Raw genomic sequence first — 19,334 nt, 5'->3', positions numbered from 1 at the left:
AGGTTTTAAAATTAATTTTGTACACATTGAAAATTGTAACACTTATAATCACAGGATGCTACAGTATAAATCTTCCCCCCACATAAATCATTCTTCCCGTTATTGGTCCCCAAACCAGTGAACCATCAAAATATTTACCGAATGGATTGGCTGCATCCAGGATAGGATTATTTTGCCTGTAACCCGTAAGGTTTTCGCCTCCTGCATACAGTTCCCATTTACTTTCGAACTTCCGGGTTACCTGTGCAGTAATCTGGATGAACGCAGGTGAGTAATCGCTCAAACGCAATCCTTCTGGATTTGACACCGTATATGGAATTCTCTTTCGCCCATACCATTGCGTTGTATAATCAAACTTCCATTTGTCTGAAATTTTATATTCCAGGTTTATAAAAGCCCTGTGTTTTGAAAGCAGCGGCTTTTGAAGCAGCTCTCCCCAATAAGCTGTTTTTACATCAAGCCATTTGTAAGCAAGGCGCACATCAAGTTTTTTTAACAGCTCATAATTCAGTTCAACCTGTATGTTGTTGGAGTACGATTTTCCCTCCAGGTTATAAAAGTTCAATTCCTGCGGGTGAGCATCAAAATCAACTACGATCTGGTTAATAAAGCTGGTTCTGTACGCATCAACACTTACGGTGCCGGCACGCTGGTGTAATTTGAAAGCATGGAGAAAATTAACACCAACTGTCCATGCTTTTTCGGGATCAAGACCGTAACCATAGTTATGCGAAGTATTGATTATCCTGTATTGCCTGGAGCTGACAAATGCTGCGGCATTTTCAGTAAAAATATTTGCCAGCCTGTATCCTGATCCTGCTGAAACCCTAAGATTGGTTTTCTCAGAAAAATCGTACTTAAGATTAAGCCGGGGTGTAGTGATCCATCCAAAATAGTTATGATGATCTGCACGTATACCAGCTATTACCGAAAGATTAAACGGCGCTGTATAAGTATATTCAAAAAATGCGCCCGGCACAATTTCATTGCGTGTAAATACAGCTTTTTCACCGGTGCTGCCAGGCGTTACATGCGTGTGTCCCGGTACATCCGTGTCGCCGGAATGCTCGCTGTGATCTGCTATATATATTTCACGGTAATTTTCATTACTAAAACTAAACCCGGTTCTGTACTTATGCATTGTAGTACCTATAATAGACTGGTAAATAAAATTTGCGTAGATATTTTTTTGTTTACCCGAATATGTATTTATTCCGTAAACAGATTCATTATTGTAAATATTACCTGAAAAAATTACGCCCACACTTTTGTACTTATGCTGAGGAAACACATATCCCAGCTTTCCGGTTACCGTGTATTGTTCTGAGCTGATATCAACAGTATAATGATCAGTTATTGATGTATCTGCATTGTGATGAGAGCCGCGTTGCCCGGCATATCGTTTATCATTTAAAGCCTTAATTGCAAACTGTCCTATCCAGCCGTTATTGTCAGCATACTTCCACCTGCTTATTAGATTAAACTGGCGGCCGCCGGGTATATCAACAAATCCATCATGATTTCCATCATGCTTCCATGCAACAGCATCAGCATGAGCTAACACTGCGGTACTCCATTTGTTGTTGAGCCTGTGTGCAAGATTGATATTCTGCTCAGCGCGGCCCATGCTGTTTACATAGCTGTTTACCAGGAGGCGTTCCGTATTATCCGGCTTTTTCTCTTCTATATTTATTTGCCCGGCAATACTTTCATAACCATTTACCACTGATCCAACACCTTTTGTTACCTGTATACTTTCAATCCACGTACCCGGAATGAATGTAAGCCCGTAACTCCCCTGCAAACCTTTTAATTCCGGAACGTTCTCTGTAAGCAACTGTGTATAAATGCCGGATAATCCCAGTAACTGAATCTGCTTTATACCCGTTATTGCATCTGAATAGCTTACGTCAACAGAAGGACTGGTTTCAAAACTTTCGGAGAGATTGCAGCAGGCAGCTTTTGACAATTCAGCAGCCCCAAGATTCAAAGTGTTGTATACATTCTTCAACGATAAATAGGCAGGCTCTTTTTTTGAATTAATCGTTACCGCTTTTAAATTTACAGATGACGCATTTTTTAATGTTACCGTAAGAAAATCCGTATTGGTAAGGGTAATAGTATCCGGTGCAAATTCTGTATAGCTTATAATAACCGGTGCGGGTAAAGTAGCCTGAAATTGAAAAACACCGGTACTGTCAGTAATGAAACTTTCTCCTGAATGAAGACTTTTAATAGTTGCGCCGGCAACCGGCTGCAGTTTTCCTTTAACGGTTTCTTCAACAATTACGCCGGATAACCTGTGTAATACATTTTTTATACCGCCTTTTCCAGAGCGATGATAATGGCAGCATACAGGCAGGGATTTATATGTTTCGTCTGATGCTTTAAACGAATCATTATCGTGACCGGCTTCCGCTATTTTTTGTTGAATAACAGCTTTTGATATTAAAGCACTGTCAAAGGTGATCTGCAGCCCGCCTGTTTTAATATTCCAATCAGCGTATGTTATAGATTTGAATGATAAAGCAGATTGCTCTATTCTTCCCTTGCACATTTCGCAGTTACCCGAAACATGAAATGATGCTGTAACCAATGTATTGGTTTGTGTAAATGCTTCCTGCATCAAAAACGAAAGCGCGATACCGGTTAATATATATTTATTTAATTGTTTCATTACTATAATCACAATGGATCAATGATCCTGTAAAAAATTTTTTCATTATCACCAGGTTTATTTCTGCCGGAATAAGCAACAATAAAACCATTACCTAAAGGCCTGATTACCGGAAAAGAGGCATAGCTTATGCTATCCGTTAAATAATCTGTTTTCAATTTCTTTCCACCAGCAGATCTTACCTCAATTCCTATCCTGTTCCCGTGTGAAGCGCCCTCATCCCAAACGATCAGTTGCTCGCCTGTTTTCGCGATTGCTATTTGCGGATGTTTAGCAGAAGGTTTAGCGCTTACAGCATCCCGTTTAGAAAATGTTTTACCGTTGTCTTTTGAATCTGCGTAAAAAACACCACTACCATTTCCCAAAGTGTACCATGCAAAAGAAAGCCCTTCAGATGTTTGCGCTATTGCCGGACCTGTATGCGGGCAGCCATTGATCACCCAGTTATCAGGACTGATGCGCTCAGGTAGAGAAAATGTTTTACCATTATCTGCGGAAACCGTATGCACCATATCCCTTATTGAATCATTGATGATCTTCCTGTATACGGCATGCAGGTTTCCCTGTTTATCAGCAAACAAATCTGTACGGCAACACTGGCAGGCAGTAACATCAATTGCCCGTTCATTATCCGTCACATTATTTTCATTAAATGTGGCAAAATATAATGATGATCCATCCTTGTCCGTTTGCTTCCTGTTATCGAGCCATATTATACCTACTGTATTATCTTTTAGTATTTCAATATCAAAATAGCGCTGGTCAATGCTATTGATATCCCTGCTTAAAGTTTTGGGAGCAGTCCAGTTTTTTCCATCATCCAGCGACCAGCTATAATACACTATACCTGAATAAGGATTTTTGGGATTAGGATTTGCCGCTCCCCATGTTGCTAATATTTTTCCACCAGGCGTTTTTATTACTCTTGGTAAATTTTCACCGTGAGGATGAGCGTTATCACTTCCGGGCACAACAACTGTTGTTCCAAAATCAACCCCATTATCCGCAATTGCATAGCACAACACTGCCTGTGTATCTGAAACATCCCGCAGCCAGCTTATAAGCACTGCGCTATCGCCGGTTTTAAATAAATATGGGCATGATCCTGAAAACGCACTATCCCTGCTGGTACCCAATCCATGAAATGCAATGTGCCTGGTTGTTTTTTCTTTTGCATTACAGGAGAAGATAAATGCTGCTAAAAAAATGTAAATAATATTTCTCATCATTAATTTCCCTGGTTTAATTTCCATGCTAAGCCTACATTAAATGTTCTGAGTTGCCCGGGTCTGTATGTAGTACCCCATGCACTTTTTTCAACTGTTGTAGCATACACCACATTGCCCACATTCAAACAGTTTACCCAAACCTCATATGATTTAAACTGGTATCCTGTTCTTGCATTTAAAATATTAAAGCCGTTATACTTTGCCGTATTCTCAGCATCTGTATGATAACCACCCATACCCTGCCACTCCACTGAAACTCTGAATCCTTTTAAAAACCCCGGCTTATAACTCAGCTCACTGTTTACAAAATATGATGGAGCCTGGCTCATATGGTGACCGGAAAGGTTTTTATCATTTTTTACATATTGCTTATACTCGTGGTGTGCAATAGTGCCACTAACTCTTAACTGTAATCCTTTCAGCAATTCATAGCGGGCATTTGCTTCAATGCCATAGTGTGTAGTTTTTCCAACATTCTGATTTTTGTATGTACCATCTGTTTGCCTGACGCTCATAATTTCATTTTTACCATCCATCTTATACAGGGCTATATCGGCATTACCTCTTCCTTCGTCAAAACTTGTCCATCCGCCAATTTCATAATTGTTGTAAGTAGAAGGCTTAAGTGTGGGTACCTGCACGCCAGTGAATAAATCAGTAATATTAGGCGGCGCAAAGCCAACGCTGTAATTGGCATAAACACCTTTAGTATTGGTAAAGCCATAAGTAAACCCAACTTTAGGAGTAAAATATGAGAAATAATTAGAGGCATTCTCAGCACCTGAATAAGAACCAGGGGGAAGAAAATTCCTGAAATCATAATCCATCCTGTCATATCTTCCTGCAACAAGTATTTTAAATTTTTCAACAGGATTAAATTCGAGCTGAGTATATACTGCAGAGTTAAACAGGCTTACCCTGTAATTAGTCAAAACTGAATCAGTAGTGGTATAGGCATAATACACTTTGTCTGCATTTACATCTACATCAATATAATTTGCCCAATAGGTTGCCGGGCTATAGTCCACGCTAATACCTGTGATCCATCGTGCATTCAGGAAGTTGAACTTTTTCCGGTGTTGTGCTATCACACCATAACTTGTAAATGCATCTTCATTAATTTGTCCCTTTGCTTTCGTAGTACTGCCGGCAATGGCACCAATACTGTAAAACGGGTTTTGCCCTATTGCCGTATTCCTGTGAAACAGCGTTACTGTTGTTTTATCACTTTCACTCCAGTTATGCTCAAATGCAGCTTTTAACCTGAAAGCATTTACTTTCCTGTAAGTAAACCTGTAAAAGCTCTCATAGTTTTTGCTGTAAAATTTTGCACTGTCCAATCCTCCTACCTGGTCTGTTTTATAATCAATATAATCAGCAGTGAAATTCAACAGGCTTTTTTCACTGAAGTGATAGTCGGCGCGGAATGTTAAACCAAGTTTCCTGAAGTCGTTATGCTTGCTGTCATCTTCATTTCTATCCGCAAAATACCCGCCGATGTATAACCCGAGTTTTTTAAATGTATTGGAAACAAAAAAATCTGTTCTCTTATAACCTCTGCTGCCTGCTTCAACCTGCACTTTTGCCGTAGGTATGCGTGAAGGTGTTGCCGTAATAAAATTTACAGCTCCTCCAACGGCTTCGCTTCCATATAAAGAGGAGGCAGGTCCTTTTATTACTTCCACCCGCTCTATTGCGGCCTGGTTAATCTCAATCAATGCATTATGATTAAAATCACCTACCGTGCGGATAGGAACGCCATCCTGGAGATACAAATACATGTTGCTATAACCCATAGGCTGTCGTATGGACATAGCATGTTGTTCATTACCCAAATCAACCATAAACACTCCGGGTACTTTATTCAGCAACATATCCAGGCGTGTTGCTTTTGTATCATTAATGGTAGATTTGGAAATGGTATGTATAGCTACAGGAGCTTCAGACCGTGGTTGCTGCTCGCGGTTTGCTGAAACAATTACTTCAGCAAGTTCAGTGTTATAAAATTGCAGAAACACCCGTATATTATCAGAAGCAGGGATCTTTTGCTGCTTATAGTTTATAGCTGAAATAATAATGCTATCAACCGGCGTGGCTGATGTAAAAACAAACCACCCGGATTTATTTGTTTTTGTAACTATTTTTTTATCAGGAGATGAAATGCTGGCATCAGCAACCGGGTGGCCATGATCTTTATCAAATACAAATCCACTGATCGTATTTTGCGATTGTGCCGCATTTTCAATTACTATTGATAAAAGTGTTAATAAAATGAAAGATCGGAAGGACATAAAATTATTTTTGCTTTGGTTGCAAAATCAAATACTGTGTATCATATACGGTATTTGATTTTAATGGTTAATCAAACATTTTTTTTACAATAAAAAAGACATCCCTCATTCTTGTTTGGTAAACAAAAATTACATTATCGACAGCCCTTGTTATTACAAGAAAATTTTAAAGCCAGTAAGACAAATACATAGCGCCCCACAGTAAAGCAGGTGCATAAACATAACTTATTAATAAAGTTTAGTAAGAATATATACTATGCATGAGCCCTGTATTGACAAGGCCGGTACACAATCATTCTGTTTGCGTTAACATCGCATTTTGCTACAGAACATCAAATAAATGGATTTTGACCCTGGTTGCATGATGTAGTCAATTTATAGTTTCTAAATATTGTTTAGACCAGGTTAGGCACTTATCCGGATGCCGGAAGTTGCCAGAAGTTCACAGAGCCTGACTCTCCCTTCTTCTTTATAAATTAACTAACTAATGGTGGTGATTAATTAGATGGTGCAAAGCTAAAGCGTTAACAAATTACTTCCAAATTTTTAGTCTACTATTTTTGTAGACTTATATTTTTTGTATCATATACTCCTGTTATCAAACACAATCTGCTCACGTAAAGTTTCATAATTTTATCTGATAATGTAAAGTAAAACAGGCTTATGCCCGCGGTATAACCTGATTAACATTCTATTGACCTATTCTACTCACAGATATACTAACTTCACCTTTTACTCACTATCAAAATGGATGTATTTTTTTTCTGAAGCCCCGCTACCGGAGGTTACCAAATATATGACCACCATAATATTCTGAACCCTGCAGGGGGCTCCAGAAAAATAAAATAATATTTACCCTTGCGGGTACGTATAAAATTTCGGCGGAATAAATGGTGGTGGTTTATTAAAGCCGGAGAAATCTCAACTCGTTATTTGCAACAATGCAAACGCATTAGCTCAATTGCAACAACATACACGACGTAAAGTAAAAGCAATCACTTTCGAATAAATTTAATAATTGTCCACAAAAGTAATAGACTATTTAGATAAAACAATTTTTTGTTTCGTTTTTTCAAAAAAAAAATTTTCCTGCTATTGTAAACATATTGTATCAACTTAAAAAGACAATGCTTGTGCAAATGTTTTTTTGTCAGTACTGATTTTACTTTTCTTAAAGGCATTGCTTAAATCATCAACCAGGTCATCTGCATCTTCTAATCCAACACTTAAGCGTATAAGACTATCTGCAACGCCGGAGGCTCTTCGTATTTCTTCCGGTATAGATTTATGTGTCATTTGTGCGGGGTGACATAACAGGCTTTTTACACCACCAAGACTTTCTGCCAATTTAAAATATGTTGTAGCCGTTACAAAAGCATTGGCAGCTTCAACAGTATCTTCTTTCAAAATAAAAGAAACTATTCCGCCAAAACCCTTTGCCTGTCTTGCTGCAATACCATGATTAAAATGATCTTTCAACCCGGGATAGTATACTTTACTTACAGCCGGGTGTGATTGCAAAAATTCTGCTACGGCCTGCGCATTCGCGCAATGTTGCTTAACCCGCAGGTGCAGCGTTTCTATACCACGGATCACCAGCCAGCTGTCGAATGGTGACAGAACAGCACCGCTGGCATTTTGAATAAATTTTATCTTATCGCCCAACGCTTTTTCTTTTGTAATAACAAGTCCTGCTATCAGGTCGCTATGACCTCCGAGATATTTGGTAGCCGAATGCACAACTATATCTGCGCCCAGAGTGATTGGAAGTTGCAGCGCCGGCGAAGCGAAGGTGTTATCTACACAAAGCAAAATGTGATTGGCTTTCGCGATTTTAGCAATAGCCTCAATATCCGATATTTTAAGTGTGGGGTTTGTAGGTGTTTCAAGCCAGATAAGTTTTGTTTTAGCAGTGATGGCATTTAGCACATTTTCTGCAACGGTAGTATCAACATAACGCACCGTAATGCCAAACTTTTGATACACCTGTGTAAACAACCGGAAAGCGCCGCCGTAAATATCATCAACCGCGAGGATCTCATCGCCGGCTTCAAGCAGTTTTATTACCGCGTCAATGGCAGCCAAACCGCTTGCAAAAGCCGCGCCTGCAGCTCCTTTTTCTATGCCGGCGATCAGTGTTTCCAACGCTGCTCTTGTAGGATTTCCGCTGCGGGCATAATCATAACCTTTATTTACACCCGGTGCGTCCTGCACAAAAGTGCTTGTTTGATAAATGGGTATAGAGACCGCACCTGTTAAAGGATCTGCAGGAATACTGTGAAGGAGTTCTGTTACAATGTTGCTCATCTTTTTAGTTTTTAATAGTTTAAAATGTAATTGATAATACTTACCAAAAAGATGAGCGGACAGCAACAAAAAAGCTCGTCCGATAAATCAGACGAGCTTTCAATATAGTTATATTCTATTTTCTGAGCTGTGAATCTGGCTTATCTCTCACGCCTGTGGCGTGATGGAATTGGCACCTTCCCTTTAATACAAGTGTATCAAAGGAGGTTGCCAAGGCTTCGCAGGGCCATTACCCTCCACCTTTCTTGATAAGTATTTTGCACTTTGTGCAGTAAAGAACTGCGGCAAAGGTATAATCATTTTATTTTCCCGGACAAGTTTTTTTCCATGTTTTTCTTTTTCATCGCAGTCTTTTGTAAGCGAGAATTCTCCGCGACAAGTGGAGAATCAAAAGTTGTAATTAAAACGCACCACATAAGGAAGATGTTGCAGAGGCGTGAGCATGCCTCGCAGTGTTCAGCTTATGCACAAAAGGATTGGAGCAAAAACACTTCGGAGAACCAAAATAATAAAATGCAAAAAACCGCTGGGTTTATCAACGGTTTTTGCATTACTACACATAAATTATTTCGCCTCACTTATCCATAATTTTTTATCAGTTCAACTTTTTCATTTTATATATGACACCTCAAACCCGGCTTACTCAACTCCCAATCTTAATAATAACGATGACCGGCGTTCTTTTAACACTAACGTAAACCCTGAAGAAAGTTCTGCACCCGTTTTTTTCGCTATCTCCCCGGTATCTTCATTTGTAAGCGTATACTTTTTTTGTGGTTGAAGTCCCTGCAATTTTACGATGCAGGTTTCAGATGTGGCTTCTTCACGGCGGAAAGCAACAATATAGCCACTGTCATCCGACGGGCGATGTAATTGGTATGCCAGCCAAATATTATTGGCAGTTGTTTGTTCAGTGCCGGTAAGCGGGTAATAGTCCTCGTAAAAAAAAGGTCGTACTTTTTTAAATTCAGCCTGGCATGCCTGCATTTCATTTATATTACCACTGCTTTCGGTTATCTTCCAGTTATATACAATAGCAGTACCTAAACTTGACCTGAATGAAAATTTATCAGTTTTATGTGTGCCCGTTCCATGCAGAGGCAAATACAATTCCAGTCCGTAAGTATGACTCTGATATCCTACAGGTTCCCCATAGTTATAATCTGTTCTCCAGAGAGGAGCGCTGCGCGATGTGGTTTCAAGATCAATACGTCTGCCTCCGCTTGCACAATTATCAATAATCATTTCCGGAAAGCGTTTCAACAAATAATCCCAATACGCATACAAGCCCTCTATGTAACGTATTTCCGAAATGCCCTCACGGTCAGGTTTGTCATTATTTTTCCAGAAAATATCAACCTGCATATTAAAGTCCTGCCGGTAATAATCAACCTTATTATCCTCTATTAGTTTACCCATTGTTTTACAAAGCCATTGCCTTGCTTCAGTATTTCCCAAATCAAACAAAAACGCATCATGAGCATCACTTGCGTTTAACATCCACTCAGGATGTTGACTGGCCCAATCAGAGTTTTTCATTACACGCTCAGGTTCAAACCACAACATAAACTTTGCACCTGCTTTATGAACTTCATCAGCAATTTCTCCCAACCCCCCGGGAAAACGCGTTGAGTCAACACTCCAGTTGCCAACAGTATTAGCCCAGTTTTTTTGCGGAGCCTCTCCTGAATGTTTATACCATCCTGCATCTAACCAGAATACTTCAGATACCAATTTAAATTGCTTGTACCGTTTTATGAGCGCCACTCCATAATCAGCAGTCATACAGGTGTATTCATTACAGGGCGCCGGGTCGCCATAATTAAAACTGTTGGATATGGGGTACCGGGCTATTTGTCCATTTATTTTAGGCGTATGATGTGCCAGTATAAAACGCCTGAATTTATTATGACCCGTAAATCGATTGTTACCCTTCCAGAATAACATCGCTGTAGATGGTGTTCTTATGGTTTCACCGGGATTCAAATAAGTCCGCAAATGTTCCATTCCGGTAGCAAGCGACAATTGCTGCGCCTGTTTTTGCTGTATAGAAGCAAACCAGGTGCCTGTCCAGCCAATAGCTACCATCACTCCTGTATTTTCAGTAAAAGCAATATTAAAAAAAGGAAAACTTTTTTGTGATGAGCGACCTTCTTCAGGAACCATTTTTAATTCGGCGCCAGCAGTCATCTGCTGCAGCCGCGGGCGAAAATCTTCTTTAGCTGCATAACTTCCATCAGCATAATGCACATCAGGCACCTGCCCTTTTTCATATACAAAGTTCAAATCAGTAGCTTTTACCTGCTCAATAATGCCTGATTGCGCTGATGCATTATTTTTAAACCTTAATACCCATTCCACTGCATTAAAGTTGGCGAATCCTTTTACGTCACAGGTAACGAGCAAACCATTCCCCGGTTCCTGGTAATTAAACTCATAATGTAATACACCAGCTTCTCCTGGTGCTTTCTTTGTAACACTATACCCCCATTTGGTTATAAATGTTGCTGATGATTTTCCGTTATACACAAATGAAAAAGGAGGAATTGCTTTTTTAGCAAAGCTCTTTTTAATCCAAACATCTACATCTGTATTTACGGTTTTAATATTCGTTGTTCCCTGGGCAATCAACCCTATAGGAAATATCAATATCAGTAGCAGATTATACCAGGTCTTTTTCATCCGTATATTTTTTTAGTTTTATTTTGACGATATTGTTTATCATAACTATATCACTTCTCGTTTTGTTTGTGGATGCCGCAGGCACTGCCAGTAAAACTTAACTGCTTTTTGCACCAATTGAATTCACCTTTTTAATAAGCCATACCATATACAGCCAAACAATAGCAATTGCTGCAATACCGGCCCATTGCGTTCCTGTTATATCGGTAGCAATACCCAGCACCGGCGGCAGCACAGCACCACCACTCACCCCAATAATAAGCAAGGCGGATACCTCATTGATTTGTTTAGGCAGATATTTTAATGCAAGAGAAAAAATAATAGAGAAAAGATTGGAATAACCCAGTCCAAAAATAGAAACGCCTGCAAATACAACGATAATATTTTTGCTAACCAGCATCAATAACAGCCCCGCTAATCCAATATAAACACTATACTTATAAAACTTACTTTCGGGAAAACGCATCATCAGCAATCCTCCTGTAAATGCGCCAATGGTTCTTGCAAAAAAATAAACGCTGTTGCCCATTCCCGCTTTGCCCAGTTCCAGCCCGCAATCCTGCATAAGGAATTTCGGAAAGGTGATATTCATACCAACATCCACACCCACCAATACCAGTATTCCTATAAAAAAAACAAGTATGTAACGATCCTTCAGTAAAGAGAAGGTACTTTTAACAGTAATGTGCTGCTGCTCAGTCTTATCTTCCTGAATAGGCGTGAGCCACAACCAGAGCATTGCCAGCAAAGAAAGAATGGAATAGACCGGGAATAGCATCCTCCAGCCATACACACTACCTGCTAACCAGGCTGCCAGTATAGGACCTGATAACGAACTGATGGCTTTTACAAACTGTCCCAAGGTAAGCGTACCCGCAAGTCTTTCCTTTTTAACCACATTTGTTACTAAAGGATTCAATGCTACCTGCAACATTGTATTACCAATGCCAACCAATCCAAAGCAGACTAATACAAAAGCAAAGTCATAGTAGAAAAAAGGCACTACCATGGCAACAGCATGAACTAAAAAACTAATCACCACGGTTTTCTTTCTGCCCAGTTTATTCAGCATTATACCGGTGGGTATAGAAAGTACCAAAAACCAAAAGAAGCAGGAAAGCGAAATAAGATTTACAACCGTATCACTTAATCCTTTAAAATCATTCTTTACATAATTGGTGGTTATGCCAATAATATCGATAAATCCCATGATGAAAAAACCAAACATCACAGGCAATATTCCTGTACCATTTTTTTTCTGATCCATAATGATCGTTTATTGTTGCTTGCAAAGGACAACGGAATTGGCACTTATATTGATATTTAGTTTGCCTTTATCAGTTGTTGCATGTTCGGTTGAAATAATAAGTTCTCCATTAACAGGTAATTTATTTTCCTCGTACCGGTATACCTCAAATTTCCCTTCTGCCGCCGGGTTGGAGACCAACAATGATTTTTGTGCATCAGTGCCATTGGCAAATACATAAACCCATTTTCCATCCGTGCCTTTAAATGCAGAGCCTATAGCAAAATCATCATGCAGATTGACAGGATGAATTTCAGCGCCGGGTTTCAGAAAACGTGTTAATAAAGTATATGAATAATATTGAGGACGTACTTCATAATCCTGCTGTATGCTCTCGTATGTAGAGTCTGTTTTATATGCCGCTTTTACATATTTCCACAAACCAAGTTGTTGCATCTGCACATAATCTGCATCCTTTCCATAATACTGATCAATCAAACTCCAATAGCTTACACCCGAAGCCCCGGCGTTAAAAAAGTTCAGCACCAGGCGGGTCATCAATACACCACGCTCATAGCGGTCAATATCCTTTTGTCGTGTAGCCCCTACCGTTTGGTTAGAGCCAAACTCACCGACCAAATGCTTTTTTCCGGCACTGGCTGCAATGTTCACATTATTTTTTTCCCATTTAAAGATGCTATCGTTCGGTGTATCATAGCCGAATATATAGGTGTGTGAGTTGAATATATCGGCTTCATTGGACAGGTTTTTAGCACAATCCTCCAGGTAAAAAGTACGGGTATCGGTATTGTCTGACAGGTTAAACTTCACCTTATCACGAACACCGTCTTTTTTAAACCGTGCATCCAGCACCTTCGCCATTTTTATATACTCCTCCGCAGTAAGCAATGGGCCACCATCAGGTTCATTCATCGGGGTAATCTCGTTTACGCAGGTATATTTCCTGTCTTCTATAAGATGTTTGATCAACACGGAATAATTTTCCGCCCATTCATCATAATCAGTCGGCCCTGTTATCCATACATTCTTCTTCGTTTGATCGGCCATAAAAGAGGTTTTTACATAGTCATATTGCTTATCCAGCAGGGATACATATACCGGGCATCCCCATACCACAATGCATACAGACATATTTTGCTCCTGTGCCAGATCAAGCACTCTATACAAAGATTGCATCTCAGGTGAGTTGAATGTAAACCTGCCGATATCTGCCTGCTGCGGATCACTATTATCATTCACCGGTTCAAACCATTGGGGCAATACCATAACCCTGAACTTCTGTAGCTGCATGTCTTTAACACGCTTTACCACATGTTGCCAGTCTTCCGCTTTGGCGCCATCATTGCGCGTAAGGTTCTGAGAAAAAAAATGCGGGTCTAATTCGGCTCCCATTGCTTCCAACTTCACCCCGGTAGGTTCTCCTACAAACACTTCTGTAGCTTTCTTTTCCGTTTTACAGGAAACAATCATCAAAATGCTAAAAAGGGCAATAAAGTTTTTTATACTATTGTTCATCTTAATTGTTAGAATTTAAACATTAATAAAAAAGCGAATTATTTTAATGATGTCCAAGTTTTATTTCAATAGATTGAATCAGGAGATGAATCACTTTGATATGAATTTCCTGAACACGATCTGAAAATTCAGTTTTGGGGCTGGCAAGTACTATATCAGCCAATGGTGAAAGCTGATTACTGCCAACACTTGTTAAAGCAACCACTTTCATTCCGATCGTTCTGGCTGCCTGGGCAGCTTTCACTACATTTTTAGAATGACCACTTGTACTGATGGCCAGCAATACATCACCTGCTTCTCCTGCACCTTCAATGTATCTTGAGAAAATTTCTTCAAATGAATAATCATTGCCAACGCAGGTAATATAAGCCGGATCGTTAATAGCCAGTGCCGGGTATGGCTTTCGGTTTTTTCTGAAACGCCCGGTTAGCTCCTCTGCAAAATGAGCGGCATCACATAATGAGCCGCCATTGCCACAACTGATTATTTTTCTGCCGGATTGTAATGCGTCAGATATCAGGGTAGCTGCTTCATCAATAAGCGACACTGTCTCCGGGCGCATAAATTCGTCTAATACGGTTCTTGCCTCATTTAAGCCTGCGTAAATCACTTCTTTCATTTCAAATATTTTTGGTCAGTAAGTCAGCAGCAACAGATAAAGCCGAATAAGCACCAATCTGTTCTCCCAGCTCAGATGGCAATACACTGCACACTTTAGCAGCGCTGCATAAAGTTTCCCTGCTGATAATTTCCTGCATGCGTGGCTCCATCAATGCGCGGCACCGTGTATAGATTCCTCCAATAACAATCATTTCAGGATTAAGTACATCAATAATTACAGACAGACCTTCACCTAATTTTTCCGAAGAGATGTCGAATATTTTAAGCGCAAGTCCATCTCCTTTAAAAGCTTCTTCCGCTACCTTTTGTGCTGTAAGAGACTCAAGTTCTTCCGGCTTGCACCAGCTTACGGCAATACCCATCTGGTTTTTTTCCATTATCAGCATGCGTGCTATCTGCGATATGCCGGCACCGCTGCAAAAACCTTCAAATGAGCCGGCCTTACCATAACCTACAGGACCATATTCTGCCAGCCTTATACGGCCAAGCTCACCGGCATTGTCATTGGCGCCTGTATATAGCTTGCCATTTAAAATCAGGCCCGCTCCCAAGCCTGTTCCAAATGTCATAAATACCATATTGTTTGCACCACGGCCGGCACCACATTTCCATTCAGCGAGGGCACAGGCATTCGCATCGTTTTGTAATCCTGTTCTAATGCCAAAATGTTTTTGTATAATGTCAACAATTGCAATTCCATCCCATCCCGGAAGATTTGGCGGAGACATTATCAGTCCCTTCTGGCTGTCTAACGGACCGCCGCAACTTATTCCCAACGCCGCAATGCCATCTTTTGTTAGTGTATGCTTTGCAATCATCTTTTCAACGGATCCGATAATTGCCGTAATAGTTTCGTTTACCGTTGTTGTGGCAAAACGATCTTCATCCAACAGTTCAAGGATAGCTCCATCTTTATAGCCATATGTTACCGCGCACTTTGTACCACCTATATCTACTCCTATCAGGTTCTCCTTCATAAATTATACTAGTTTAGGTTATATATTTTTGTTTTCTCTAAAAGTTCTTTGTAGCCTTTTAAGGCATACGGAGGCTTTCCATATAAATAGTGATTTGCATATGGCTTTCCGTTTATTTCATATCGGATCAACAGCATTCCCTGTCCCTTCATTTCGGGTAGTTCAGCAATTTTTTGCCTACCATTTTTATCTACTGAAAAACTTCCTTTAAAAATTTCTTTCCCTGAGGCTACATCTGATACGGTTACTTTTCCGGTGGCATTGGTTCTTGTGTCATTCGCTACTACTAATGGATTATACCCTTGTACCGCATCATTCATTAAAACCACAATATCCTGTTGCACATTTTTTATGAAATGATAAGCCAGTTTTTTGTTGTTATAGTAATCAGCAACTGCGTCTGAAATAATCGGCCATCCGTCTCTTACATTCCACCAGATAATGCCACTCTTATCATTAAACTTGCTTCCTCTCCATAACTCTATAAAAAATTTCATTGCTTCTGCCTGCATTGCCTGCGAGGCGAATATGAAGGAGTCAAGATCTTTTGGCGTTGAACCAAACAGAAGATTTACCTGGTTCAGCATTAAATTATTTCTCCCTGTGGTTCTTACAGACTCAGGAAAAATGCGCACTGATTTTGTAAGCCATTCCTCATTCCATTCAGAATTTTTTGACCAGGGATAAACCGATGCCGGGTTCATCATTTTTTTAAGGCTTTCTTTGGCGGGGCAGCCATGATACCCGATTTCACTCACAAAAACGCATACAGCATTTGTATAAAAAGGATCTTTATAATATCCTCTCGGGCCCCATAAATGATTCTCCGGCAGCAGGTGATCTCCGCTTCCGTTTTCCCATACTTTCTGACTGTAATAAGGTGAGCTGGGTAAGTAAGGCCGTGTTGGATCAAACTCATACAATACCCGTTCAATAGTTTCCCTGGAAATAACATCTTTATTAGGATTGATATTAAATGGCTGTGATGTCCAGCGCAGGGCCTGATCATCTTCATTATTTCCCGACCACAATACCAGTGAAGGGTGACTTCTGAATTTAAGTACCACCGACTGTACTTCTTTTTCAATTGCTTTTCTAAAATCATCCCGTTGCGGATAAAATGTGCAGCCCATTGCAAAATCCTGCCATACCATAATCCCGTTTTCATCGCAGAGTTCAAAAAAAGGAGTATCCTCATATACATTTCCGCCCCAGCAGCGAATCATATTACAGTTCAGGTCCACCACCATATCAAAAGCATCTTTTAATAAAGAAGCGTCTCTGCTATGCATTGCATCTAACGGCACCCAGTTGGTACCACGAATAAAAATGGGCTCGCCATTAACAATAAAAGTGAAACGGCCAGGGTTACCCGGAAGATTTACATCATTTAAATCAAGTTTTATTGTGCGGATACCAATACGCTTTTTATCAAAGTTTAAAGTCTTTCCATCCACATCCAGAATATCTGCCTGCACATCATACAAAGCAGGATCGCCATAACCTTTCGGCCACCAGAAATCTACATTCTGCAGTTCTATTATTTCACGCATGGCAAAAGAAAGCACAGGTACAACTTTTTCAGACACCGTTTTTCCTTTGCGCCTAATAGTAAATTTTACTTTTACCTTATCCAGCTTTTCAAAGGGCACTCCTAATTGAACGTCTGCAAAAATGCGGGCAGTTTTTTGTGCTGTATCAATACCTGCTATTATCCAGTTTACATCTTTAAAATGTACCTGGGCAATAATTCTTAGCTCCACCTCCCGCCATAAGCCTGCGCTGACTGCACGGGGCATAATATCCCATCCATACCCGGATGGTGCTTTACGTGCATAAGTTGCTTCTTCATATGGAAAATTGCCGAGGCTGATTGTGCCCAGTAATTTGTTTTGAACTTCTATAACAGCCGAGCGGATAATCACCTGCAGATGATTGGTTCCGGGTTGTAATACATCAGTTACATCAAATACATGTTCAATAAGCATATTATCTACCGAGCCTATATGATTTCCATTCATCCATATTTCCGCAAAGCAATCAATCCCTCCAAAAAAAAGCTGTACCCTTTGCTGTGCTGTTCGCCTGGGGGCTTCAAAGCTGCGTGAATAGCTCCATTGATACCCTTCATATTTACGCAGCTGGTAAATATTTGATCCAACGGAAATATCCGGGAGCAGTCCGGCAGCCATTAAATCAAGCTCAACATTACCCGGAACTTTTGCTTTTATTCTTTGAGGATTTATTGCTTTAACCTCATCTGGTGTAGTAAGTGGTTTGGCAGGTTGAGGCCAGTAGGCCAATTCCCAGCTACCCTTAAGTGAAACAGCAGGTGGATTAGAAGCCCATGCATTTATACTTAGCAACAGCAACAGCTGAATAAAAAATAAAACAGTTTTTCTCATTTTTGATGTGATATTTTTTCTGAAAGCGGTTCGATGGTTATAAAACTTATTTGCTGATCCGCTCATTTACTTTCATGATTTCCTGGAGCATATACTCTCTTGGTCCATTATCAGGAGATACATTGATACCTTCTTCTGTATCATGAGGGGGATAGTCAAAAACCCACATAGCAGAAAGTGGCACTTCATTACTTTCAATTGCTGAAAGTATTTCCATAAACTTATCGCGGGTTGCATCTCCATATTTAGCCTGCTGTGCGCCAAACTCACCGAGAAATAATGGTTTTTTAATTGCGCGGGCAGCATCCATGCTGGCTTTTATTAAACCGTCGTAAGTTACTTTCTCATCACCAAAATATCCATCGTCAGGCGATGCTATATAGGCGTGTATAGACAGTACATTTACAGGATTGGGATTCTGTGTATTCAACATGCTTATAAATTGCTCCTTTGTGTCTGTAGTCCAGCTCTTATTATTCAATAAGTTCCATGCTGCAGCACGGGCAACAGCATTACCGGTAATAATAATGCGGGAACCATCATACTTGCTTATTTCAGTAGCAAACTGCTTCATCATAACAATTAAATCGGCAGTATATAATTTATCTTGTTTTGAGCGGGTAGTGGGTGTTCCCAATGATGGAACGATCGGAGGAAGATTTTCATTATCACCAGGCAGGTCAACCAAAAGATTAACTTCATTTCCCTGTTCCCATCCCCAAATGGCTGGAGAATCACGATACCGTACCACAACTTCTTTAATAAATTTTCGCATAAGCTCATGCGTTTTGCTATTTATTTTTCCCCAGTTGTTTACCGGCTCTCCTGCCAGGTCGGGTAAGGTGGGTGTATGCCAGAAAAAAGAAGGAATGAGCCCGATTCCTGATGCTTCTGCAGCTTTAACAAAAGCATCAAGGTTTTGAAAAAACTGGTCAGGATTTTTTAAATACAGATCCCAGTTTTTTGGCCAGTATCCATTTAAAGCGAAACGAATAAATGGAATTTTACGCTCCTTCAGGTAATTAAAACCAATTTTATACGTGTCATTATTTTGTTGCCCGTCTTCGAGGGTACGTATAAATGCATTAAAATAATTAACTCCAATGCCACGAAACGGACTACCATTCAGCAACAATTGACCGGTAGCAGAAACTGACAACCCGGGATACTGATCTTTTTTGGGAGGCACCTCTTCTGTATTTTCTTCAGGAGAAGTATCCGTATTGTTCTTCTTACTACAAGCTATTTGCCCTGTAAGCAAAAAGCTCAACAATAAAACAGGTATTAATTTATTTAAACGCATATTATAAATACTGATTAAAACTTTACTCATACCGGGCCCGGACATTTGTTCAATGCCGGA

11 protein-coding genes and 2 riboswitches are annotated in these 19,334 nt (G+C 40.0%); all 11 genes read right to left on the bottom strand.

From position 1 onward, the window contains the following. Nucleotides 1–58 precede the first annotated feature (58 nt). On the bottom strand, nt 59–2,677 hold the full coding sequence (locus tag DC498_RS07850) for a TonB-dependent receptor domain-containing protein (protein WP_240627923.1): 2,619 nt from the start codon (nt 2,675–2,677) through the stop codon (nt 59–61). An 8-nt stretch (nt 2,678–2,685) separates the two neighbouring features. Next, nucleotides 2,686–3,906, bottom strand: a complete 1,221-nt coding sequence (locus tag DC498_RS07845) for a sialidase family protein (protein ID WP_165813788.1) — start codon at nt 3,904–3,906, stop codon at nt 2,686–2,688. After that, on the bottom strand, nt 3,906–6,197 hold the full coding sequence (locus DC498_RS26125) for a TonB-dependent receptor (RefSeq protein ID WP_165813787.1): 2,292 nt from the start codon (nt 6,195–6,197) through the stop codon (nt 3,906–3,908). The genes DC498_RS07845 and DC498_RS26125 overlap by 1 nt, the downstream gene beginning before the upstream one ends. 372 nt (nt 6,198–6,569) lie before the next feature. Next, nucleotides 6,570–6,675, bottom strand: a riboswitch (SAM riboswitch). A 638-nt stretch (nt 6,676–7,313) separates the two neighbouring features. Beyond that, the gene (locus tag DC498_RS07835; RefSeq protein WP_116873601.1) at nt 7,314–8,504 is read right to left on the bottom strand and encodes a trans-sulfuration enzyme family protein; all 1,191 of its coding nucleotides are present in this window, start codon (nt 8,502–8,504) and stop codon (nt 7,314–7,316) included. Nucleotides 8,505–8,641: 137 nt separating this feature from the next. After that, nucleotides 8,642–8,759, bottom strand: a riboswitch (SAM riboswitch). A gap of 384 nt (nt 8,760–9,143) precedes the next feature. Then, complete coding sequence (locus DC498_RS07830) at nt 9,144–11,186, bottom strand: glycoside hydrolase family 36 protein (protein ID WP_116873600.1); 2,043 nt, start codon at nt 11,184–11,186, stop codon at nt 9,144–9,146. Nucleotides 11,187–11,283: 97 nt separating this feature from the next. After that, nucleotides 11,284–12,453 (bottom strand): MFS transporter, encoded by a 1,170-nt coding sequence (locus DC498_RS07825; protein ID WP_116873599.1) that lies wholly within the window; start codon nt 12,451–12,453, stop codon nt 11,284–11,286. Between the two features lie 9 nt (nt 12,454–12,462). Beyond that, nucleotides 12,463–13,968: a hypothetical protein gene (locus DC498_RS07820; RefSeq protein ID WP_116873598.1), complete on the bottom strand. Its 1,506-nt coding sequence runs from the start codon at nt 13,966–13,968 to the stop codon at nt 12,463–12,465. Between the two features lie 43 nt (nt 13,969–14,011). Then, entirely contained in the window at nt 14,012–14,587 is a 576-nt protein-coding gene (locus tag DC498_RS07815) for an SIS domain-containing protein (protein WP_116873597.1), read from the bottom strand. 1 nt (nt 14,588) lies between these two features. After that, complete coding sequence (locus tag DC498_RS07810) at nt 14,589–15,566, bottom strand: ROK family protein (protein WP_116873596.1); 978 nt, start codon at nt 15,564–15,566, stop codon at nt 14,589–14,591. A gap of 8 nt (nt 15,567–15,574) precedes the next feature. Further along, nucleotides 15,575–17,971: a glycoside hydrolase family 2 protein gene (locus tag DC498_RS07805; protein ID WP_116873695.1), complete on the bottom strand. Its 2,397-nt coding sequence runs from the start codon at nt 17,969–17,971 to the stop codon at nt 15,575–15,577. A gap of 46 nt (nt 17,972–18,017) precedes the next feature. Continuing rightward, nucleotides 18,018–19,304, bottom strand: coding sequence for a cellulase family glycosylhydrolase (locus DC498_RS07800; RefSeq protein WP_165813786.1), 1,287 nt, complete (start codon nt 19,302–19,304; stop codon nt 18,018–18,020). Nucleotides 19,305–19,334 lie beyond the last annotated feature (30 nt).

Origin of the sequence: Terrimonas sp., from assembly GCF_003075435.1 — a bacterium.
Taxonomy (GTDB): domain Bacteria; phylum Bacteroidota; class Bacteroidia; order Chitinophagales; family Chitinophagaceae; genus Agriterribacter.
Note: the sequence above shows the minus strand (reverse complement) of the source record. Positions and strands in the feature narration are given on the sequence as shown.